Origin of the sequence: Rhizobium sp. Leaf453 (assembly GCF_001425605.1) — a bacterium.
GTDB lineage: Bacteria > Pseudomonadota > Alphaproteobacteria > Rhizobiales > Rhizobiaceae > Pararhizobium.
This window is the reverse complement of sequence record NZ_LMRG01000012.1, coordinates 539,287-559,903: the sequence shown is the minus strand read 5'-3', so window position 1 is coordinate 559,903 and position 20,617 is coordinate 539,287. Positions and strand designations below refer to the sequence as shown.

The window sequence follows — 20,617 nt, the reverse complement described above, 5'->3', positions numbered from 1 at the left end:
TTCAGGCCCAAAGGTCAAGACTTGCGGGCTTTTGGAGCGGCAAAGCAGCGCCTAAAGTGCCGAAAAACCCTTGAAAGCACCCCGCTGGCATGATCAATTCCCGGGAATCGGTAAAGCGGACGGAGGGCATATGCGGGTTCTGGTGGTGGAAAACATGCTCCATTCCGACCTCGGGCAGGTTGGCGTGGCGCTTGAGGAGGCCGGGGCGGAGATCGACCTGCGCCGGCCGTTCAGCGGCGACGCACTCCCTTCCGATGCCGGCGACCACGATGCGCTGGTCGTGCTCGGCGGCGAGCAGAGTGCCGTCGATGACCATATCCATCCCTATCTACCGCATCTTGCCAAACTGATGCACGCCTTCACGCAGACCGACAAGTCGGTGCTCGGTATCTGCCTCGGCAGCCAGCTTCTGGCCCGGGCGCATGGCGGAGACAATCTTCTGGGCAAAACCCGCGAATTCGGCTGGCACGGCGTCGAGCTGACAGAAGAAGGCCGGGCCGACCCCGTGTTGAGCGCAGCGGGCGAAGCGTTCCCGAGCTTCGAATGGCATTCCGACAGCTTCACCCTGCCGCCCAGTGCCGTCCATCTCGCTGCGAATCCAGCTGTCGCCAACCAGGCATTTCGCGTCGGTCGCGCGGCCTATGGCATGCAGTTTCATTTCGAGGCCGGCACGCAGGTGGTCGAAAACTGGAAGCGCATTTTCGAGGACCAGATCAACGGGATCGATCCGCACTGGCTGGAGCGCTATCCGGAGCATGCAGCGAAACACGCCGAAAAGTCCGATGCGACCGGCCTGACGCTGGCGCGCGCCTGGGTCCGGACGATCCGCAACGAAAAAGCAGTCGAAAGCGACTCTCGCGCGATCGCCGGGGCAAGCGCCTGACATATAAATGTGTCAGAGCCATTTGCGCCCGGCATCAACCATCCTATGTATCGAGAGAGCTGGGCGTTACAGGAACAACGCGAAGAGGAACCTGCCGGAATGAGGCGGGCCAGCTGGAGGCGGAGCAAACGGATGACGATCCATTCTGACAGGCGCAATGGCCAACCGACACTACGGCACCGGGCAGCATCCCGGTTTCTCGCGCTCGGCCTGTTTTCGGCTTTCGCATTTACCCTGTCCTCGCCGGTCATGGCAGCGTCCTGCGGCAGCACGCCTGAACCTGCGCTCGACTGGAGCGAATGCAGCAAGAAGAACCTGATGCTGTCGGCGAGCGAACTCGAAGGCGCCAATCTCGCTGGCACCGATTTTTCGCTGACCGATCTCAGCGGCTCCAACCTTGCCTCGGCGAACTTGGAAAAGGCTACCCTCGTCAGGGCATGGCTCGCCGGCGCCAAGGCGGAAAAGGCGAATTTCGGCCATGTCGAGGCCTATCGCTCGAGCTTTGCCAATATCATCGCCAATGGCGCCTCATTCGTTGGCGCCGAGCTTCAGCGGACGGACATGAGCGGCGCCCAACTGTCAGGCGCGGATTTCTCCAAGGCAGAACTCGGCCGGGTCAATTTCAAGGGCGCGGTCCTCACCGGCGCCAAGTTTTCCGTCGCCAACCTCTCCCGCGCCAATTTCAACGGCGTGACCTTCGAAGGCCCGATCGACTTCGAGGAGGCCTTCATGTTCCTCACCCATATCGAGGGCGTCGATCTTTCCGCCGCCACCGGCCTGCATCAGACCCAGATCGATCTCACCTGCGGCGACGAGAGCACCAAGCTGCCCGAAGGCCTGAAGACGCCGACCACCTGGCCCTGCGCCTCTGATTGAACCAATCCTGCCGCTTCTTTCGGTCGGCCCGCGCGATGAAACACCGCATTGGATATCGGTGGCGACTTCGCTAGGTTTGACCGAAAAATCGGGAGGATCGAATCATGAGCGTCTTGAACACACCCATGGAAGGCGGCTGCCGTTGCGGCCAGGTGCGGCTGAAGGTCAGCGCGCCACCGATCCTGACCATGGCCTGCCATTGCACCGGCTGCCAGAAGATGTCCTCCAGCGCCTATTCGCTGAGCGCCGCCATTCCTGCCGAGGGCTTCGAGGTTACGGCCGGAGAGCCGGTGATCGGCGGCCTGCACGGCGCCACCCGGCATTATTTCTGCCCGCATTGCCTGACCTGGATGTTCACCCGCCCCGAAGGCATGGACTGGTTCGTCAACCTGCGCCCCACCATGCTGGACGATGCCAGCTGGTTCTCGCCCTTCATCGAGACCTTCACCAGCGAGAGACTGCCCTGGGCGACGACCGCAGCCGTGCATTCCTACGAAAGCTTCCCGCCGATGGAAGCCTATGAAGGACTGGTCAACGAATTTGCTGCGCAATCGGCGCGATAAGCCGGAACCGGACGGAGTTTGAGCAGGATCAAGGCGGGTATTGCCGTCGGATCATAGGGGTGGACGCGACCCTTCGGAGAACACAGTGACCATTCCCGCCTTCATTGCCGCCGTGCTCGCGCTTCTGCTGACACCCGGCCCGACGAACACACTGCTTGCGGTTGGCGGCGCATCGGCCGGTTTCCGCCGGTCCCTGCCGCTCATTCTGGCGGAAGCTTCCGGTTATCTCCTGACGATCACGCCGCTTGTCACGTTCGCCGGTCCCTATCTCGCCGCCCATCCACTGGCCGCATCGGCGATCAAGCTCTGCTCGGCCGTCTGGGTCCTGCTGCTCGCAATCCGGCTCTGGACGACGCCACCGGCCACAGCCGGAACCTCCCCTTCGCTGGTTACCTTTCGCCAGGTTTTCATCACCACGGTGCTGAATCCCAAGGCCCTGATTTTCGGCTTGGTTCTGGTGCCGCACGGCACGCTTGCCAACGTCGTGCCCTGGCTCGGCCTCTTCGTCATCCTGGTCGTTTCAGCCGCCAGCATCTGGCTCAGCGCCGGGGCCGCCATCCTCTATCGCCAGCGTGATGCCGGTTTCCCACCCCTCCTCAGCCGCATCGCCGCCAGCGTTATGCTGCTGTTTGCGGCAAGCCTGGCGGGGAGTTCGTTGGGGTTGATTTGAGGGCGGATTTCTGGAGGACGTAAGAGTTTGGAAGCTAACCCGCCATTCAGAATTGACGATACTTCGCCAAGGGCAGGCCATTCTGTTCGACATATTCGTTGCAGGCAGCGATCGCGTCGGCATTCTCTATACGCCAAAGGCGCTCACGCTCTGCCTTGACGGCCTGCCTGATCCCCTCCTCCGCCGCCAGCGTCAGGTTGATCTTCAATTCGTCCGCCAAGGAGAGGAGTTCATCGTCCAGCCGAAGTTTGACAGATTCGCGGGCAGGCTGGGACATGGGCATCTCCAGAGATTACGAGCAAACCATACGCCCGCAATCTCTGGAAACAAAGGCCCCACGGTAGCTTGTTCACCCCTTCGGCGGGAACGGGTCAGTGCCGTAAGAGTCACGGGCGCGAATGCGGCCGTTTTCGCCATGGATCAGCAGTTCGCTTTGCTGATTACGGGCGATACCGCGCGCAATGCCGATTGCTTCGGTTTGCGTGGAAACGACCTTTGTCGCCCGTTCCGAACCGGCACCTTTCACTGCCCAACCATTTTCATGCGGGACCACATGCTGATTACGTTTGGTCATTTGAAAATTCCTATTGAGTTGAGAGAAAACCAGCGTCATCGTTGACGCTGGTCACCTGCCGCTATGCGGCTCGCTTTTTAAGCGCTTCGATCCGACTGCCGATGTGTTTGCGTTCCTTCAGAACGTCATTCACGCGGCCCGGATTGACGTCAAAGTTGGCAGCAATCCGGTTTTGGAACTCACCATTCCAGTGCCGGAGCCAGATTTCGACGGCGTCTTCAAAAGTGAGCTGATAGCTTGGCTGTCCATTATCGTTCATGAGAACGATCCTTTCGTTTCAAGAAGCCCTCTTGAAACGGAGACTCAGACATGCGACTCTGAATATGCAAATGGTTCAGATATCGGCATTCCGAGTACATCCGTCCAACGGATTCGGGCTTGTCCGCTGACACCACGGGTCACAATATCTATCGACTGGTACTCGATAGTTTTGTGGCCCTTTTTGTTATAGCCGACCACGACGGCGCTCAATGGCGCAGTCGGCTAACTCTCTTCTGCTTTTATACCTCACAATTTTTCTCCTATTTTACTTGAGCTTATTGGCCCAAGATTTCTTGACTGAAGCTTTCCCAATTTCCGTTAAGACATAACTTCCTCTCACGAGGGATTCTCCAGTTCTGTATGTAGCGAGCCCCTTCTTCTCAAGCGTCCGATGACTGACCAAGTTACGAATAACCTGACTTAGACGATCATCTTTGCGTCCCTTGAGTGGCAACAAATCTGCTGCGGTTGGATTTACCAGTTCGCGTAATTTTCGCGCGAGAATTGATATCTCCAACCCTAGATCTTCATCTCCGTATTTCGCGATCAAGGCCAACGCCGGATCTACAAGATCCGTCTCCCTCGTTCTATTCTGGTTAACCATCTAAAGCACTGCTAATTCTTGTTCTTCACTCAAGATAATTGGACGAATCCGAATCGTCAAGGATTCCTTTACCAACTTGATTAATCATTTGATCTGCAAATGTTCCGAAATTTGACAAAAAAAGAGAGCCTATTGGCCCTCTTTCAAAAACCGTTTGAGCTACAGGATCACTCGTCGCCCATCTTCAGCGCGGCAATAAACGCTTCCTGCGGGATTTCCACCTTGCCGAACTGACGCATGCGCTTCTTGCCGGCCTTCTGCTTGTCGAGCAGCTTGCGCTTGCGGCTTGCGTCGCCGCCGTAGCACTTGGCGGTGACATCCTTGCGGAGCGCAGAGATGGTTTCGCGGGCGATCACGTTGCCGCCGATGGCGGCCTGGATCGGGATCTTGAACATGTGCTTCGGGATCAGCTCCTTGAGCTTTTCGCACATTTCGCGGCCGCGCTTTTCCGCCGCCATGCGGTGAACCATCATCGACAGGGCATCGACCGGCTCGCCATTGACGAGGATCGACATCTTGACCAGATGGCCTTCCTGATGCGCGGTGATGCTGTAATCGAAGGAGGCATAGCCCTTCGAGATCGACTTCAGACGGTCGTAGAAGTCGAAGACGACTTCGTTGAGCGGCAGGTCGTAGGTCAGCATGGCGCGGCTGCCGACATAGGTCAGCTCGACCTGGACGCCACGGCGGTCCTGGCAAAGCTTCAGGATGCCGCCGAGATAATCGTCCGGGGTCAGGATCGTGGCGCGGATCCACGGCTCGTGGATTTCCGAAATCTTGACGACATCGGGCATGTCGGCCGGATTGTGCAGCTCGCGCGTCGTGCCATCGGTCATGTAGAGCTGATAAACGACGGACGGGGCTGTTGCGATCAGGTCGAGATCAAATTCGCGCTCGAGACGCTCCTGGATGATTTCCAGATGCAGCAGGCCGAGGAAACCGCAGCGGAAACCGAAGCCGAGTGCTGCCGAGCTTTCCATCTCGAAGGAGAAGGAGGCATCGTTGAGGCGCAGCTTGCCCATGGCGGCGCGCAGGTCCTCGAAATCGGCGGCATCGACCGGGAACAGGCCACAGAACACCACTGGCTGGGCCGGCTTGAAGCCCGGCAGCATGTTGGCGGTCGGACGCTTGTCCTCGGTGATGGTATCGCCGACGCGGGTGTCGGCCACTTCCTTGATCGAGGCTGTGATGAAGCCGATCTCGCCGGGGCCGAGTTCATCGACGGTGACCATCTTCGGCGTGATGACGCCGACGCGCTCGACCTGGTATTTCGCGTCCGTACCCATCATGCGCACGGTCTGCCCCTTCTTCAGGACACCGTCGAGAATGCGCACGAGAACGATGACGCCGAGATAGGTGTCGTACCAGCTGTCGACCAGCAGCGCCTTCAACGGCGCGGTTTCGCCGCCCTCGCTCTTCGGCGCGGGAAGCTGGTGAACGATGGCTTCGAGCACATCGGGAATGCCGAGACCGGTCTTGGCCGAGATCAGTACCGCCTGCGATGCATCGATGCCGATGACTTCCTCGATCTGCTCGCGGATCCGGTCGGGCTCGGCGGCCGGCAGGTCGATCTTGTTGAGGACGGTGACGAGTTCGTGGTTGTTGTCGATCGCCTGATAGACATTGGCGAGCGTCTGGGCTTCCACGCCCTGCGATGCATCGACTACCAGCAACGAGCCCTCGCACGCCGACAGCGAACGCGAGACTTCATAGGCGAAGTCGACATGGCCGGGCGTGTCGATCAGGTTCAGGACATAGGTGTCGCCGTCATTCGCCTTGTAGTGCAGGCGCACGGTCTGCGCCTTGATGGTGATGCCGCGCTCCTTCTCGATGTCCATGTTGTCGAGAACCTGTTCCGACATTTCACGGTCGGCGAGGCCGCCGGTGCTCTGGATCAGGCGATCGGCAAGGGTCGATTTACCGTGGTCGATATGCGCCACGATCGAGAAATTGCGGATATGCGACAGGGGTGTGCGGGTCGAATTTGTGCTCATGCGCCCGCATACAATGGAACCTCCCAAACTGCAAAGAATTTTACCGATCGCCCCGCGTCAAAAGCATTTGAGCCCGTTTACTGTCACAAAACCGAGCTCAAGGGAGGATTTTTCCGGCCATTCAGAAGATCAGGAAATCATCCGCCACCAGCTTCAGATGGGCATCGAGCGTCGCGAACTGGACGGCCACGAGCTTGCCGGTGCCATCGGCGTCGTAGAACAGCTTGCCGGTCTTGTCGTCGTAAATGATGCGGTCGCTGCTGTCGGCGGCTTTGGTTCCGATGACGAAGGCGGACGGTTTCAGCGTGCCGATCGGGAGCTTCGAAAAGACATCGTGATCGAGATCCAGCCGGTCGCTGACCACGCTGAAGTCGGTCACGGTATCGATATTGCCGGCAGACGGCTTTGTGTCGAAGACGAAATGATCTTTGCCGGCGCCACCGGTCAGCACATCCTTGCCTAAACCACCGGACAGTTTGTCGTTGCCGGCACTACCGGACAGGCGGTCATTCCCGTCACCGCCCTTCAAGGTATCGTTACCCTCGCGGCCGTTGATCGTGTCGTTTCCGGCGAGGCCATCGATCGTATCGGCAAGCTTCGAGCCGCGCAGCGTATCGGCCCCGGCGGTAGGCTTGATATAGGCGGGATCACCGTCATAGGTGCCGACAAGCCTGTCGAGATCGCGCTCGGGGGCTGCGAAGGGAATGAAGCCGTCCGCCAGCACCATCTTGTTGAACGCATCGACCCGCGCGCTGCCGCTGATATAGTCGACCACGAAGACCGGGATTCCCTTGTCGAGGAAATCGCGCTTGAGCACGGCGATCGTTTCCTCGTCCGGCTTCAGCGGATTATTCTCGTCCTTGTCGCCGCGATAATAGAGATCTTCCACCGCGATCCCGCCAATGACATCGAGATAGGCCTTCTTGCGCGCCGCATCCGAGCCGAGATCGTCGAGGATCCAGGCGCCGTTCTGCGGGATGACGAAGAAGTCCGGATTGGTTTTTCGCGCATGCTCCGTCAGTTCGACGACAAAATCGACCATGCGCTGGGCGGCCTGCTTCGCGTTCGCTGGATCGCCTGCCTTGCGGTCAGCTTTCGCGACCTCGGCGCCCCAGAAATAATAGGCATCGATAATGTCGAGATAGGCCGCGTCGAAGCCGGCCTTGACGATGGCGTCGAGGTCGCCGGTCTTCCTGTCGTTGAACATGGTGTTCTGCCAGTCCTCGTCCCAGAACCGGACCTTGCGCGATTCCGGCCAGTCGGGATTGACCGGGCCGAGCCAATCGGGAGCATCCTTGGTCAGTTTGCCCGTCGCCTTGCCGGTCGTCGTCCAGTCCTTGTCCCAGTAATCGCGGAAATCCGAGGCCTCGCCGATGGAAATATAGGAGACGACGACGGAGCGTCCGCCCATGCCATCCTTCATCCGCGTGACTTCGTCCACGGTGAAGCGGCCGCTGTTTGTCCCGTCGCGCGAGGAATCGATAACGAGCAGGTCATGCGTGGCCGAGGTAAGCAGTCCGACATCCTGAGGATTGCCGTTCAACCCTTGCAACTGATAGCCCCAATTGTCGACCGAGACGGTGCCGGTAGACGTCTTGAACTTGAGCATGGCACACATCCCGCTTGCTGTTTTAGCGGAGCATTAAGTGATTTCCGCCGGGTCTGGATAGTCGCAACAGCCAAACAAGGTCAACGAAACCTTCGTATCATGCGCTCTATCGAGCGTCCTTCACGCCCTCGACCAGAGCGCCGGCATTGGGCATCTGGGCGCTTTTCATCTCGAAATTTTCCCGCAGATGCGGCGGCACCGTCTCGCGGAATTTCAGCCGGACCGCAACAAAGGCGGCATAGGCGAGTGCCGTGCCCATCGCCGCGTAGATGAAGGTTTTCGGCCCGAACACCGGCGTCAGGAGGGTGATCGACAGCGGAATGATCGTCGCCGCGATCGACCAGCACATCAAAAGCGTCGAGGCGAGCGGCACGAAATCGGCCGGCGCCGTGCGATCATTGGCATGGGCGTTGGCGATCGAATAGACGGTCTCGACAGCACCTGCGAACACGGCAAAGACCAGCATCAGCAGCATGAGATTGGCAAAGGAGACGGCGAGCGACACGACGGCCGCGGCCGAGATCAGCAGGCAGACGAGAATGAGAACGATGCGCCTGTCGATGCGATCGGACAGCGCGCCCATCGGATACTGGATGAAGATCAGGCCGAACTGCATCACCAGCATCAACAGCGCCACGTCACCCTGGCTCACCTGGTTGGCAGCGGCATAGATCGGCGTGAAACCCTGCACCGACATGGACAGCCCGCCGGCGGCGAGAACACCGACAAAGGCGACCGGCGAATTGCGCCAGACCATCGGCACATCGACGCTGACCTTGGCCGGCGGCGGCGGATTGGGCAGGCGCGTCAACCCGATCGGCAGGATCGCCATGGTGGTGAAGAAGATCGTCAGGAGTGGCGCCAGATTGCCCTCCGCAGGAACCTGACCGAACAGCCAGGCGCCGAAACCGAGCGCAATGACATAGGTCATGTAGAACACCGACATCGCCTTGCCGCGCCAGCTGTTGGCGCTGGCATGGTTGAGCCAACTCAGCGAAATGATGAAATTGATATTGCCTGCGGCCCCATAGAGCCCGCGCGCGAACACCCAGAGTAGGGGGTTGAAGCCAAGCGCAATGAAGAAGGCCGAGAGAAGCACCAGCGCCATGGAGCACAAAAACGCTCGCGCATGACCGACGCGGCGGATGACCGGGCCGGCAACAACACAGCCCGCAAGCCCGCCGAAAGCCAACGCTGTAACGGCCGCTCCCGCAAACCAGGACGCGCTGTCGCCGCTCGCCAGCAGGTACGGCACGTAGGCGAACATGATGCCATTGCCGATCCCGACACAGGCCATGGACAGGACGATGCTGGCGATCGACAGCACGGAAGCCCTCGGCTCTTCTGCCCTTGTCTCCGATACCGACGCCATCCGCCCTCACAGTCGAACCAGCAGTTTCTGCCGTTCAAGCATTATCTAACATATTGATCGCAGGGCGGTTTCTCGCGCCATGCGGATGATCCGGACCATACAGATATTGCCGCCGAGATGGTGTCGTCAAAGCGGCATGTGACAGATTTTTTGGAGGGATGCCACTCTTCGATTGACTCCACTATAAGATCATTTAATTCTCATATCATGGAAATTGTTCAAGAGAATTCCGACAGGGCGCTTGGTGAACGCATGAAGGCGCTGCGAACGACTCAAGCGATGACGCTCGACGACCTTGCGCAACGCGCCAGCGTGAGCCGGGCAATGATCTCCCGCATCGAGCGCGGCGAAGCGAGTCCTACGGCCCAGCTTCTGGCGCGGCTGTGCAGCGCGCTCGGCACGACGCTATCGCGGTTTTTCGCGCCGGACGAACAGGCAAGCCAACCACTGCTGCGCCGCGAAGACCAGCGCATCTGGCGCGATCCGGGAACCGGATATCTGCGCCGCTCCGTCTCCCCCGATGGCATGGGATCACCGGTCGATATCGTCGAGGTGGAATTTCCGCCGGGCGCCACGGTCGTGTTCGGGCCGCAGCAGTTCGATGACGGGCAGACACAGCATCTCTGGTTGCTCGAAGGCAGGCTGACGATGACGACGGACGCAACCACGCATCTTCTGGAGCCCGGCGATTGCCTCTTCATGCGGCTTGCCGATGCCCATTCCTTCCACAACCCCCACGGCGAGCGGGCGCGCTACGCCGTCATCCTCCACCGCAGCAAAGTCTGATCCAATGTCCGAAATCATCCGCACCCTCTCTCCCTCTGAAATCGCCGCCGCCCTGCCGGCCCTTGCGGAGGTTCTGTCCGACTGCGTCGAGGGCGGCGCATCCGTCGGCTTCATGTCGCCATATCTGCCTGCGGACGCAATGCCTTATTGGGAGGGCGTTTCCCAAGCCGTCGCGGATGGCAACACGGTCCTCATCGTCGCCGAGCGCGATGGCGAGATCGTCGGCACGGTCCAGTTGGGCATCGGCATGATGCCGAACCAGCCGCACCGGGCCGACCTGAAGAAACTGCTCGTCCACCGCAAGGCGCGCGGTCTTGGGCTTTCCCGCGCCCTGATGGATGCCGCCGACGTTGAAGCGAGGAAGCATGGCCGCCATATCCTGGTGCTCGACACCGCAACCGGCAGCCCCGCTGAATTCATCTACGAGAAACTTGGCTGGCAACGCGTCGGGGTCATTCCACAATATGCGCTGATGCCCGACGGCAGCTATTGCGGCTCGACATTCTTCTACAAGGCGCTCTCGGCCGGCTGATCCGGCCGGCAACGCGTAAAGGCTCGCAGAATTCCACCTATCCTTGTGACCAGAAATGGCTGATTTTCCTCGCAAAAATTCATACCTTCCGGACTTTCCAATCGTTTCGCCTTGCCAATGTTCGTGCTAGCTGAAATGCGGCTGAAAAGCCTGCTATCAGAGGGGAATCCATGAAAACCATTCGTCACCGCGCGGGCCTGGCCGCGCTGTCCGTGCTGCTCGCTTTCGGCGCCATTTCCGCCGTCTCAGCCGCGGATGTTACTTTCCAGATGCGCAACAGCCACCCGAATGCCGTCGAACTGGAGCTTTACAGCCAGGACCGCGATCATGTCTGGCCCGGCAACGACCAGGTCTATCTGCTCAATGACGGCGAAACCAAGCAGATCCCGCTCTCCTGCGACGAAGGCGAGAAGATCTGCTACGGCGCCTGGGTTTCCGGCGACAAGTCGACCTACTGGGGCACCGGCCCGGACAATGCCGACACCTGCTCGGATTGCTGCTACACCTGCCAGGGCGGCAGCACGGAGGAAATCGACCTGACGGAATAGGCAGTCGCCCACTGTACTGAAAGATGGAAAGCCGGTGGTTTCGCTGCCGGCTTTTTCTGTTGGGCAGCAGTGACTGGGGGAAAAGTCAGAGAGATCACCGGCGCAAGATTTTCATCGCCAGCTATGCATGTCATTAGATATCCACAACCCCGACCATCCAGCCAAAACCGTGGCAAGCGGGACAAGCCCTCTTCATCTTCCTGCCGCAATCATTAGTATGAAACGGAGCAACACCATTGGGGACCTCTGATTCCATGATCAAGAAACTCGCCGTCCTGGCCATCGCCGCGGTTTACCTTTCCGGCTGCACCACGACCGACCCGTATACGGGCCAGCAGAAGATGTCGAACACCGCCGGCGGCGCGCTGATCGGGGCGGGCCTTGGCGCTGCGACCGGTCTTCTGGTTGGCGGCAGTGCGGCAGGCCGGCGTGATGCGGCGCTCGTTGGTGCCGGCATCGGCGCGCTCGGCGGCGGCCTGATCGGCAATTATATGGACAGCCAGGAATCCGAACTGCGCGCCCAGTTGCAGAGCACCGGCGTCTCGGTCACCCGCGTCGGCGACCGCATTGTTCTCAATATGCCGGAAAACATCACCTTCGGCACCGACCAGGACCAGTTGAACCCGAATGCCTATGCTACGCTTGATTCCGTCGCAGCCGTGTTCCGCAAATTCAACAAGACGCTGATCGACGTCGACGGCCATACCGATTCGACCGGCAGCGCAAGCCACAACCAGGACCTTTCGCAGCGTCGCGCCATCACCGTTGCCAACTATCTCGGCTCGCGCGGCGTCGACCAGCGCCGCATGTCGGCCGTCGGCTACGGCCCGGATCGTCCGATCGCTTCGAACGCCAGCCCGGCTGGCCGCGCCCAGAACCGCCGCGTGGAAATCTCGATCGCCCCGATCAAGGAAGGCTGATCGGACGTTTGAATATAGTGCGGCGTGATCCGGCAACGTGCCGGGTTGCGCCTCATTGTACGACTGTCTTAAAACGTGGTGCCATCGGCTTGCTTCCTCTTCTCCCCGGCGGGGAGAAGGTAGCCTGGAAGGCCGGATGAGGGGGCCGAAGGCCACCTTCAGAGTGCGCCGTTCGCGCCGGCTTGCGCCGTCGCCCCCTCATCGCGCAAGCGATCAGCTTTCCGCGAAGCCCCATTCAGATCACCGCGACACGTAATCGTGCCCCTCGCCTCTGAAATCCGTGACGGTGAAACACCCGCCATCATTGCCATCAATGGTCCAGACGCTGATCACGGCCTGGCCGTGGCTACCGGGGATGTCGAGAATGTATGTCGGCTGGCAGAGGCCGGAGACGCGGCTGCGAATGGACGCAACGCTTCAAGCCCAGCTCGCTTTCACTGCATGTTGCCCCATCAATCCGACGGCCTGCAGCCCAGCTTTTCGATATTTACCTTAACAACAGGTTGACGGGGGATGCGCTTGCGAAAGCGCAAGACATCCCAATACTACACGTTGAATTAAGATTATTTTCTATTTATTGTTTGAGGCAATCATGACGTATATTCAATGCTTTGATACGGGCGAAGGCGTGAACTTCGCGACTTTCGATTTCGGTTTTCTTCAATCCTACACATACGTTTATGGTCCGAACGGCATTACCGGATCGAATGGCAAAGGCGACAGCGTGTCGTTCAAGGGCTTGAATCTGTCCTATCGCACCGCTGACGGAAAGACTGTCTCCGACCCTCAAGGCAAAGAGATTGTCGAAATCGTTGGAGGTGGCCTGCGCGACATGCAGTTCGTGCATCAGGGAAAGCCAGTCTTCAAAGCGGACTTCACCCTCTCCGACCTGCCGGGCCATATCAACCCAGGTGGCATTGTTTCCGCGAAGGACTTCTACAATGCTGTCGTTGCCGGCAACAGCAACGCGATCAAGGATCTGATGCTTGGCGGCCGCGACATGGTCATCGGCACAAATTACGACGATGTCATCGATACACGGGGTGGAGAAGACACTGTCTACGGCATGGCAGGCAACGACCGCATCTATGGCGGTAGCGGCAACGACCGGATCAATGGTGGCCAGGGAGCAGACAAGCTGTGGGGCGGCAGTGGTGTCGATACCTTCGCCTACATGGGCACCAGCGAGTCGACCGTACTGGCGAAAGGCCGCGACACGATCTACGACTTCACGCCGGGGGATCGCGTCGATCTCAGCGCGATGGATGCCAACACAAAGATCACTGGCGATCAGGCCTTCGCATTTATCGCCACCAAGGCGTTTTCCGGCAAAGGCGGCGAACTGCGCTACGAAAAGAGAGCGTCAGACACCTACATCTATGCGGATACCAACGGTGACAGGAAAGCCGATTTCGCTGTCCATCTCGATCATGCCGTGATCCTGAAAAGCGACGACTTCATACTTTGAAGTGCTGCTCATCTGCAGTCAACGAACTGCAGATGAGCCCAATCACTTCGACACGTAATCGTGCCCCTCACCCCTGAAATCCGTCACAGTGAAACAGCCGCCGCCATTGTCCTCGATGGTCGAGGCACTGATGACGGCCTTGCCGTGGCCGCCGGGGATGTCGAGGATGTAGGTGGGCTGGCAGAGGCCGGAAACGCGGCCGTGCAGGGACGCAACCAGGGCCTGCCCCTCCTCGATGGTCAGCCGGAAATGGCTGGTGCCGGGCGCTAGGTCCGGATGGTGCAGGTAATAGGGTTTGATGCGGTTTTCGACGAATGCACGCATCAGGGCAGCCAGCGTATCGGCGTCGTCGTTGACGCCCTTCAGCAGAACGGACTGGCTGATCATCACAACGCCGCTATCCACCAGAAGCGCACAAGCCTTTCTCGCCGACGCCGTCAGTTCGCGCGGGTGATTGGCGTGCAAAGCGAGATAGGTGGTCTTGCCGCTGGCCTTCAGCGCATCGATCAGGGCCGCATCGACACGTTCGGGCTCGACGACGGGCACGCGGGTGTGGAACCGGACGATCTTGACGTGATCGATCGCCGACAGCCGTTCCATGATCGAGGCGAGACGACGCGGTGACAGCACCAGCGGATCGCCACCCGTCAGGATGACTTCCCAGATTTCCGGATGATCGGCGATATAGGCGAAGGCAGCATCCATCGCCTGCGATGCAAGTGTTCCAAGCCCTTGCGGCCCGACCATTTCGCGGCGGAAACAGAAGCGGCAATAGACCGGACAGACATGCACGGCTTTCAGCAGCACGCGATCCGGATACCGATGGACGATGCCCTCGACCGGGCTATGGGCGGCGTCGCCGATCGGGTCCTCGCGCTCCTCCGGCAGGCGGAGAAGCTCGGCGGCATCAGGCACGAACTGGCGGGCAATGGGATCTGTAGGGTCGTTCCGGTCGATCAGCGCGGCGATGGCCGGCGTCACGGCAACGGCATAGCGATCGGCGACCGGCTCAAGCGCCGGCCGCTGTTCGGCCGAAACCAGCCCGGCTTGTTCCAGATCGGCGATGGTCTTCAGCGGGCGAAGGGCTGTCATGCACGGCCTCCATCGCGAGGGTCTGTTTCTGCAACCGGCGCCCAGATGACCTGATCGATACGCGGCGCGCCGGTTGCCAGCATGACCAGCCTATCAAAACCCAGCGCGCTGCCGCTCGCCTGCGGCATGATCGCAAGGGCCGAGAGGAAATCCTCGTCCAGCGGATAGGTCTCGCCGTAGACGCGGGCCTTCTCGACCATCTCGATCTCGAAACGGCGGCGCTGTTCGGCGGGATCGGTCAATTCTCCGAAGGCATTGGCGAGCTCGACGCCGCAGGCATAGAGCTCAAACCGTTCGGCAACGCGCGGATCATGCTGCGTCGGGCGCGCCAGAGCTGCCTCGGCGACGGGATATTCATAGAGGATCGTCGCACGCCCATGGCCGAGATTGGGCTCGACCTTCTCGACGATCACGCGGCTGAACAGATCCGCCCAAGTATCGTCACCCGCCACCCGCAATCCGGCGGTGCGCAGGGCTTCGGCGAAACGATCCCGGTCAGTTTCTCCCGTCTTGTCGATGTATGCGAGGAGATCGATGCCGGCAAAGCGGGCGAAGGCTTCGGCAACCGTGATGCGCTCCGGCTCCGCAAACGGATCGGCCTGTCGATCGCGGTAAGTGAGTTGGCGGGCACCAGTGGTTTCAGCCGCAAGCGCCAGAATCGCGGCGCAATCAACCATCAGCGCTTCATATGTCTCGCCGGCCCGGTACCATTCCAGCATGGTGAATTCCGGATGATGCAGCGGCCCGCGCTCGCGGTTGCGATAGACATGGGCGAAACACGCAATGCGTTGTTCGCCGGCAGCCAGCAGCTTCTTGCAGGCAAATTCCGGCGAAGTGTGCAGGTAAAGCGGCGCAGTGCTGCCGTCATGGTTGATGGCAGACGTCGCGAAAGCGTGCAGATGCGCCTCGTTGCCCGGCGAAATCTGCAGCGTGGCCGTATCAACCTCGATGAAATCCCGCTCAGCGAAAAAACCGCGCAGAGCCGCCTGGATCCGGTTGCGGCCGAGAAGGAAGCCGCGGCGGTCGGCATGGACATCGGGCGTCCACCAGGGAGATGCGGCTGGCATAAAGAGTGGTTCCGTCTTGTCGGTCAGGCTCGAATTTTACGGCAATTGTCGGTTTCTTCCGGGTCTATCCACCGTCACACTGGCAATTTGCCCCGATATAGGGTAGGTGCGGCCCGAAAACGCATTCTGGCGTCTTTGACGCGCATTTCCTGCGCTCCTCTACGACGCATCAAGCTCAGTTACAAGGAAGACTTATGGTCAAGGTAATCGCCTCCACGGTCCGCAAGGGCAATGTTCTCGAAGTCGACGGCAAGCTCTATGCCGTTTTGACCGCACAGAACTTCCACCCCGGCAAGGGCACCCCGGTCACGCAGGTCGACATGCGCCGCATTTCCGACGGCGTGAAGGTGTCGGAGCGTTGGCGCACGACCGAGCAAGTCGAGCGCGCTTTCGTCGAGGATCGCGATCACACCTTCCTCTATGAAGATGGCGAAGGCTTCCACTTCATGAACCCGGAAAGCTACGACCAGGTCGCGGTCAGCCCGGATGTCATTGGCGACGACAAGGCCTATCTGCAGGAAGGCATGGTCGTTCAGCTGAAAATGTTCGAAGGCCAGGCGCTCGCCATCGAACTGCCGACCCGCATGACGCTTGAGATCACCGAGACCGAGCCGGTCGTCAAGGGCCAGACGGCGTCTTCGTCCTACAAGCCGGCTATCCTGTCGAACGGCGTGCGCACCATGGTTCCGCCACATATCGGCGTCGGCACCCGCGTTGTCATCCTGACGGAAGATGCGTCTTACGTCGAACGCGCCAAGGATTGATTTCCCCAAGGGAACGATCGTCAGACATATGAAAACGGGCGCGACCTCGCATCGCGCCCGTTTCCGTTTCCGCCGCAAACTTTCCTGAAGCTAATGCTTCAATTCGGGGTACGCGTCAGACACCTCTCCTTCGTCGGATCGGCTGTCGTCATAGCCTTCCAGCGTCACCGAGACAGCATCGTCCACATCAACGCCGCCCTCGCGGCGTACCGCGATGCGCGCGCCATTGTTGCGCACAAGCACGGCTTCGCCGCTGAATCCCTGCTTCATCAGCCAGTCCCTCGGCGCATGGAGCCGGATGCGAACCTGACGGCTGTCATCGTCTTCCCGTGCCTCGACGAGTTCATAGGACACAGGTTGTGATTGACCATTGATTTCCAGCTTGCCCTGTCCATTGCCTTCAGCTGCGAATGTCAGCATCGGTTTTCTCCTTCACTGTTATCGCCGCACCGCACGGCCGACGGCAATGAGGATGCAGGCACCGAGGAAGCCGATGATCAAGTAAGCCAGCCAGCCCGTGAAGCCGAGCCCGGCAAAGGCGAGGATGGCGTTGAGCACGACCGCGCCGATGATGCCGAGAATGATGTTCATGAACACGCCCATGTTGGACTTCATGAACTGTTCCGCCAGCCACCCGGCGAGACCGCCGATGATGATCGCCGCAATCCAGCCGACACCGTTTACATCCATGTCTTCCACCTCACTCAAACGCGATTTCTGGCAGGCATAACGGCCGGGGAGCCCGAATGTTCCCCACATTCATCGCATCCATTAGAAGTCGAGCATCAAATGCCCTTATGCTCACCCCATAAATATGAATTTGAACGCGGTGCCCGCCTTCGCTAGAGCCAGGGAAGGCGGAACGTCTTGCCGCCCTGAGGATGACATCATGGATCAGTCTGCAGACACGACAGTACCGTCGGCCCCGGCGCCGCTGACCGCCGGAACCACGGCTGCCCTGACCGGCGGCCTGATGTGCCTTCTGTCCATGTCCAGCGTGCAGTTCGGCTCGGCCTTTTCGGCCTCGGCCATATCAGCCTATGGCCCGTCCGGCACCACCTGGCTGCGCCTGCTCTGGGCCGCCGCGCTGCTGGCCATCGTCGTGCGGCCTCCCGTCTTCCGTTATACACGCGCGCAGTGGCAGACCGCCGGTGTGCTGGGCGCATCGATGGCCGGCATGACCCTGTGTTTCTTTGCTGCCATCGAGCGTATTCCGCTCGGCTTGGCCGTGGCCATCGATTTCCTCGGGCCGCTCACCGTCGCAACCTTCGCCTTCGGTCTCGGCTGGCGGCTCGTCTGGCCGTTGATCGCCGGTGCCGGCGTGCTGTTGCTGGCCCATGACGGCCACGGCTGGATCGGCGATCCCATCGGCGTTCTCTTCGCCTTCGGCGCTGCCACGGGCTGGGGCCTCTATATCATCCTGATGAAGAAGGCCGGCAGCGCCTTCGAAGGGCTGCAGGGCCTGTCCATGTCGCTGATCGTCGCCGCCGTCGTCGCCACCCCCTTCGGGCTGTTCGACGCTCACCGCATGACGATGGAAGGCGTGTTTACCGTCGCCTGGCTGGCGCTGCTGGTGCCGCTCATTCCCTATGCGCTGGAGATGATCGCGCTGCGCCGGATGAGCACATCCTCCTTCGGCATCCTGATGAGCCTGGAGCCTGCGCTCGGTGCCATTGCCGGTTTTCTCGTGCTGAGCCAGCCGATGACCGCGCTGCAGATCACGGGAACCCTGCTCGTGGTGGCCGCAAGTGCCGGCGCCACTGCCACCGGCCGTTGAATTTTCACGAAATTGGGACGCGCATTTTGAAAACCCGGTGATAGAGTGCCGCTTCGAAAGCGTCACTTGTTCTCATTGAGGTGTGCATGTTTCCACTGTCGCATATGATGAAAGCCTTCATCCGCAAGGGCCAGCTGACGGTCATCGACGCGGATGGCAAGTCGCATGTCTTCTCCGGCGAACCCGGCCCGGAAGTCACCATGCGGCTGACGGACCCGAAACTCTACCGCACCCTCGTCTTCAATTCCGAACTGGCCGCCGGCGAAGCCTATATGGATGGCACACTGCTGTTCGAAAATGGCTCGACGCTGAAGGATTTCCTCACGCTGTTCTCGATCAACCGGCTGTCGCTTGGCTCTTATCCGATCCAGAAGGTGCTGCGCGCCATCAAGATGCGCTTTCGCAACCGCCAGCAGTCCAACATCAAGGGCGAGGCGCAGCGCAATGTCGCCCACCATTACGATGTCGGCAATGAATTCTACAAGCTCTTCCTCGATGCCAACATGCTCTATTCCTGCGCCTATTTCCGCGATCCGGAGGAAACGCTCGAACAGGCGCAGCGCAACAAGCTGCGGCTGCTGGCCTCCAAGCTGTGCCTGCGGCCGGGCATGAAGGTACTGGATATCGGTTGCGGCTGGGGGGATCTCGCACTCTATCTCGCCCAACTGGAAGATGTCGAAGTTCTCGGCGTGACGCTGTCGAAAGAGCAGCAGGCGCTGGCGACGCAGCGCGCCAAGGATGCCGGACTTGAAGGCCGTGTCCGGTTCGAGCTGCGCGACTACCGCGATGTCACTGAGACCTTCGACCGGATCGTCTCCGTCGGCATGTTCGAACATGTCGGCGTCAGCCATTACGACGAATTTTTCAAAAAGCTGAATGCGCTGATGCCGGATGATGGCGTCGCCGTGCTGCATTCGATCGGCCATATGAGCCCGCCCGGCATGGCGAGCGCCTGGCTGCGGAAATACATCTTCCCCGGCGCCTATTCGCCGGCGCTTTCCGAGGTTTTCCAAGTCGTCGAGCAGAACAGCCTCTGGGTGACCGATCTCGAATTCCTGCGCGTCCATTACGCCACGACGCTCAAGCATTGGGTCGAACGCTTCGAGAAGAACCGCGACAAGGTCGTCGAAATGTACGACGAACGCTTTGCCCGCATGTGGGAATTCTACCTGATCAGTTGCGAGATGATGTTCCGCACCGGCAGCCAGCTCGTGTTCCACATGCAGCTGTCGCGTACGCGCGATGCTGCCCCGATCGTGCGCGATTACATCACCGACCGGCAGAAAGCCTATATCGTCCGGGAGCAGACGCTGAACATTACCCTGTAGCCGGCGGTTCGCCCCCCCATTCCAGCCGCTTGTAGTCGAAGCCGTATTCCAGCGTCGGTTTGACGATGGCGAAATAGGGCGAGAGGTCGAAGTCGCGCGGCGTATAGAGCGAGTGGTGGCGGATGTGCAGGATCTCGGCCCGTGAAAAGGTCGAGGTCGCCGATGCGCGGCCCGGTGCGCGGGTGATTTCCGGCAGGATGGGATAGCGGATCTGCTCGAAGGCCTGCGCGATCAGCGTCGAACAGATTGCCCGCGTGGGATCCCCCGAGCCGAAGGCCAGCATCCGGCGACGCAAACGCACCGGAACCGGCGGCGCCGGCATGAAATAGCGCAGCATGTCGAAAATGTTCTTCATGTCGTATTTCAGCCCGAGCCGCGACACCATGAAGGACACGACCGCATCGCGATCCTCCGGTGTCAGACCGATCGGCCGGCAGATGCGCGTATTGTAGGTGGAATATTTGCTGAGCGGCACCGCGACGCAGCCTTCGCCCAGATTGACTTCGACAAGTTGCGGGCGATCGATGATCGGGCGGGCCGCCTGATCCAGCGTCAGCGGAATCTCGTCGCCGGCAAAGAAGGCGGCATGTGACCAGGTTGATTGCGTCAGATATTTGATCGCCGCCGAAACCTTGTGATTGCCCTCGATCAGCAGGATGTCGCCAGGCCTCAGCGTCCGCGCCAAGGTCTCCGGATCGGACGGCGTATAAGGCTCGTAACCGGACGTCTGGGTGGTCAACCGTTCGGCCAGCGCCCTGCCGATGCGGTCGAGCACGGTATCCTTGCCTTTCAGGAGCGGGTTCATGGCAAACGGCTTTCGGGGCAGGTCATCATAACCCGCATTTAGGAAGTTCTCCTGCTTTCTGTCGAGTCTTCCTCCTTGGCGGCTTGACCTCGACGCAGCACCAACTTATTTTTAGAATAATTCT

General features: G+C 60.1%; 23 protein-coding genes and 1 pseudogene. 12 read left to right on the top strand and 12 right to left on the bottom strand.

Annotated features, from left to right (window positions below):
* Positions 1 to 130: 130 nt before the first annotated feature.
* The 4 genes from ASG68_RS16160 (at position 131) to ASG68_RS16145 (ending at position 2,992) form a co-directional block, all read left to right on the top strand.
* Positions 131 to 883 carry a type 1 glutamine amidotransferase gene (locus tag ASG68_RS16160; RefSeq protein WP_062582115.1) on the top strand — a complete coding sequence of 251 codons (753 nt, stop codon included), beginning with the start codon at positions 131 to 133 and terminating at the stop codon, positions 881 to 883.
* A gap of 132 nt (positions 884 to 1,015) precedes the next feature.
* On the top strand, positions 1,016 to 1,759 hold the full coding sequence (locus ASG68_RS16155) for a pentapeptide repeat-containing protein (RefSeq protein ID WP_082554022.1): 744 nt from the start codon (positions 1,016 to 1,018) through the stop codon (positions 1,757 to 1,759).
* A 104-nt stretch (positions 1,760 to 1,863) separates the two neighbouring features.
* Positions 1,864 to 2,322 (top strand): GFA family protein, encoded by a 459-nt coding sequence (locus ASG68_RS16150; RefSeq protein WP_062582113.1) that lies wholly within the window; start codon positions 1,864 to 1,866, stop codon positions 2,320 to 2,322.
* Between the two features lie 85 nt (positions 2,323 to 2,407).
* Complete coding sequence (locus ASG68_RS16145) at positions 2,408 to 2,992, top strand: LysE family translocator (RefSeq protein WP_062582111.1); 585 nt, start codon at positions 2,408 to 2,410, stop codon at positions 2,990 to 2,992.
* Between the two features lie 46 nt (positions 2,993 to 3,038).
* Here ASG68_RS16145 and ASG68_RS16140 read toward each other — a convergent pair whose 3' ends face one another.
* The 6 genes from ASG68_RS16140 to ASG68_RS16110 all read right to left on the bottom strand — a co-directional run bounded on the left by ASG68_RS16140 (position 3,039) and on the right by ASG68_RS16110 (position 9,406).
* Positions 3,039 to 3,269, bottom strand: a complete 231-nt coding sequence (locus ASG68_RS16140) for a type II toxin-antitoxin system CcdA family antitoxin (protein WP_062582109.1) — start codon at positions 3,267 to 3,269, stop codon at positions 3,039 to 3,041.
* Between the two features lie 72 nt (positions 3,270 to 3,341).
* Entirely contained in the window at positions 3,342 to 3,566 is a 225-nt protein-coding gene (locus ASG68_RS16135; RefSeq protein ID WP_062582107.1) for a DUF2188 domain-containing protein, read from the bottom strand.
* Positions 3,567 to 3,627: 61 nt separating this feature from the next.
* A complete protein-coding gene (locus ASG68_RS16130; protein ID WP_062582105.1) occupies positions 3,628 to 3,825 on the bottom strand; it encodes a hypothetical protein in 198 nt (65 codons plus the stop codon).
* A 773-nt stretch (positions 3,826 to 4,598) separates the two neighbouring features.
* On the bottom strand, positions 4,599 to 6,425 hold the full coding sequence (gene lepA, locus ASG68_RS16120; protein ID WP_062582102.1) for a translation elongation factor 4: 1,827 nt from the start codon (positions 6,423 to 6,425) through the stop codon (positions 4,599 to 4,601).
* A 121-nt stretch (positions 6,426 to 6,546) separates the two neighbouring features.
* A complete protein-coding gene (locus tag ASG68_RS16115) occupies positions 6,547 to 8,034 on the bottom strand; it encodes an MJ1477/TM1410 family putative glycoside hydrolase (protein WP_162243601.1) in 1,488 nt (495 codons plus the stop codon).
* A 106-nt stretch (positions 8,035 to 8,140) separates the two neighbouring features.
* A complete protein-coding gene (locus ASG68_RS16110; protein WP_062582099.1) occupies positions 8,141 to 9,406 on the bottom strand; it encodes an MFS transporter in 1,266 nt (421 codons plus the stop codon).
* A 207-nt stretch (positions 9,407 to 9,613) separates the two neighbouring features.
* Between ASG68_RS16110 and ASG68_RS16105 the strand changes: the two genes are divergently transcribed.
* The 4 genes from ASG68_RS16105 (at position 9,614) to ASG68_RS16090 (ending at position 12,192) form a co-directional block, all read left to right on the top strand.
* On the top strand, positions 9,614 to 10,192 hold the full coding sequence (locus ASG68_RS16105) for a helix-turn-helix domain-containing protein (protein ID WP_062582097.1): 579 nt from the start codon (positions 9,614 to 9,616) through the stop codon (positions 10,190 to 10,192).
* Between the two features lie 4 nt (positions 10,193 to 10,196).
* Positions 10,197 to 10,724: a GNAT family N-acetyltransferase gene (locus tag ASG68_RS16100; protein ID WP_062582096.1), complete on the top strand. Its 528-nt coding sequence runs from the start codon at positions 10,197 to 10,199 to the stop codon at positions 10,722 to 10,724.
* Between the two features lie 170 nt (positions 10,725 to 10,894).
* Positions 10,895 to 11,272, top strand: a complete 378-nt coding sequence (locus ASG68_RS16095) for a hypothetical protein (protein WP_062582094.1) — start codon at positions 10,895 to 10,897, stop codon at positions 11,270 to 11,272.
* 254 nt (positions 11,273 to 11,526) lie between these two features.
* The gene (locus ASG68_RS16090) at positions 11,527 to 12,192 is read left to right on the top strand and encodes an OmpA family protein (protein ID WP_062582092.1); all 666 of its coding nucleotides are present in this window, start codon (positions 11,527 to 11,529) and stop codon (positions 12,190 to 12,192) included.
* 240 nt (positions 12,193 to 12,432) lie between these two features.
* Here ASG68_RS16090 and ASG68_RS32465 read toward each other — a convergent pair.
* Positions 12,433 to 12,606 (bottom strand): annotated as a pseudogene (locus tag ASG68_RS32465) (lysine 2,3-aminomutase); the annotation flags it as partial.
* 178 nt (positions 12,607 to 12,784) lie between these two features.
* On the opposite strand from ASG68_RS32465, the gene ASG68_RS16085 reads away from it, so the two are divergent.
* Positions 12,785 to 13,660, top strand: a complete 876-nt coding sequence (locus tag ASG68_RS16085; protein WP_062582090.1) for a calcium-binding protein — start codon at positions 12,785 to 12,787, stop codon at positions 13,658 to 13,660.
* 42 nt (positions 13,661 to 13,702) lie between these two features.
* Here ASG68_RS16085 and ASG68_RS16080 read toward each other — a convergent pair whose 3' ends face one another.
* Together ASG68_RS16080 and epmA are read right to left on the bottom strand one after the other, a co-directional pair.
* A complete protein-coding gene (locus ASG68_RS16080; RefSeq protein WP_062582088.1) occupies positions 13,703 to 14,752 on the bottom strand; it encodes a lysine-2,3-aminomutase-like protein in 1,050 nt (349 codons plus the stop codon).
* Positions 14,749 to 15,819 (bottom strand): EF-P lysine aminoacylase EpmA, encoded by a 1,071-nt coding sequence (gene epmA, locus ASG68_RS16075; protein WP_062582086.1) that lies wholly within the window; start codon positions 15,817 to 15,819, stop codon positions 14,749 to 14,751. The genes ASG68_RS16080 and epmA overlap by 4 nt, the downstream gene beginning before the upstream one ends.
* Before the next feature lie 194 nt (positions 15,820 to 16,013).
* Here epmA and efp point away from each other — a divergent pair, with 194 nt between their 5' ends.
* Complete coding sequence (gene efp, locus ASG68_RS16070) at positions 16,014 to 16,583, top strand: elongation factor P (protein ID WP_062582084.1); 570 nt, start codon at positions 16,014 to 16,016, stop codon at positions 16,581 to 16,583.
* A 90-nt stretch (positions 16,584 to 16,673) separates the two neighbouring features.
* Here efp and ASG68_RS16065 read toward each other — a convergent pair whose 3' ends face one another.
* On the bottom strand, positions 16,674 to 17,003 hold the full coding sequence (locus tag ASG68_RS16065; RefSeq protein ID WP_062582083.1) for a hypothetical protein: 330 nt from the start codon (positions 17,001 to 17,003) through the stop codon (positions 16,674 to 16,676).
* An 18-nt stretch (positions 17,004 to 17,021) separates the two neighbouring features.
* Positions 17,022 to 17,273 (bottom strand): GlsB/YeaQ/YmgE family stress response membrane protein, encoded by a 252-nt coding sequence (locus ASG68_RS16060; RefSeq protein WP_062582081.1) that lies wholly within the window; start codon positions 17,271 to 17,273, stop codon positions 17,022 to 17,024.
* A 199-nt stretch (positions 17,274 to 17,472) separates the two neighbouring features.
* Here ASG68_RS16060 and ASG68_RS16055 point away from each other — a divergent pair, with 199 nt between their 5' ends.
* Complete coding sequence (locus ASG68_RS16055; protein ID WP_062582079.1) at positions 17,473 to 18,360, top strand: EamA family transporter; 888 nt, start codon at positions 17,473 to 17,475, stop codon at positions 18,358 to 18,360.
* An 86-nt stretch (positions 18,361 to 18,446) separates the two neighbouring features.
* On the top strand, positions 18,447 to 19,688 hold the full coding sequence (locus tag ASG68_RS16050; protein ID WP_062582077.1) for an SAM-dependent methyltransferase: 1,242 nt from the start codon (positions 18,447 to 18,449) through the stop codon (positions 19,686 to 19,688).
* On the opposite strand, the gene ASG68_RS16045 is transcribed toward ASG68_RS16050, so the two are convergent.
* Entirely contained in the window at positions 19,678 to 20,493 is an 816-nt protein-coding gene (locus ASG68_RS16045; RefSeq protein WP_062582075.1) for a lipo-like protein, read from the bottom strand. The two genes, ASG68_RS16050 and ASG68_RS16045, sit on opposite strands and share 11 nt — an antisense overlap.
* Between the last annotated feature and the right edge of the window lie 124 nt (positions 20,494 to 20,617).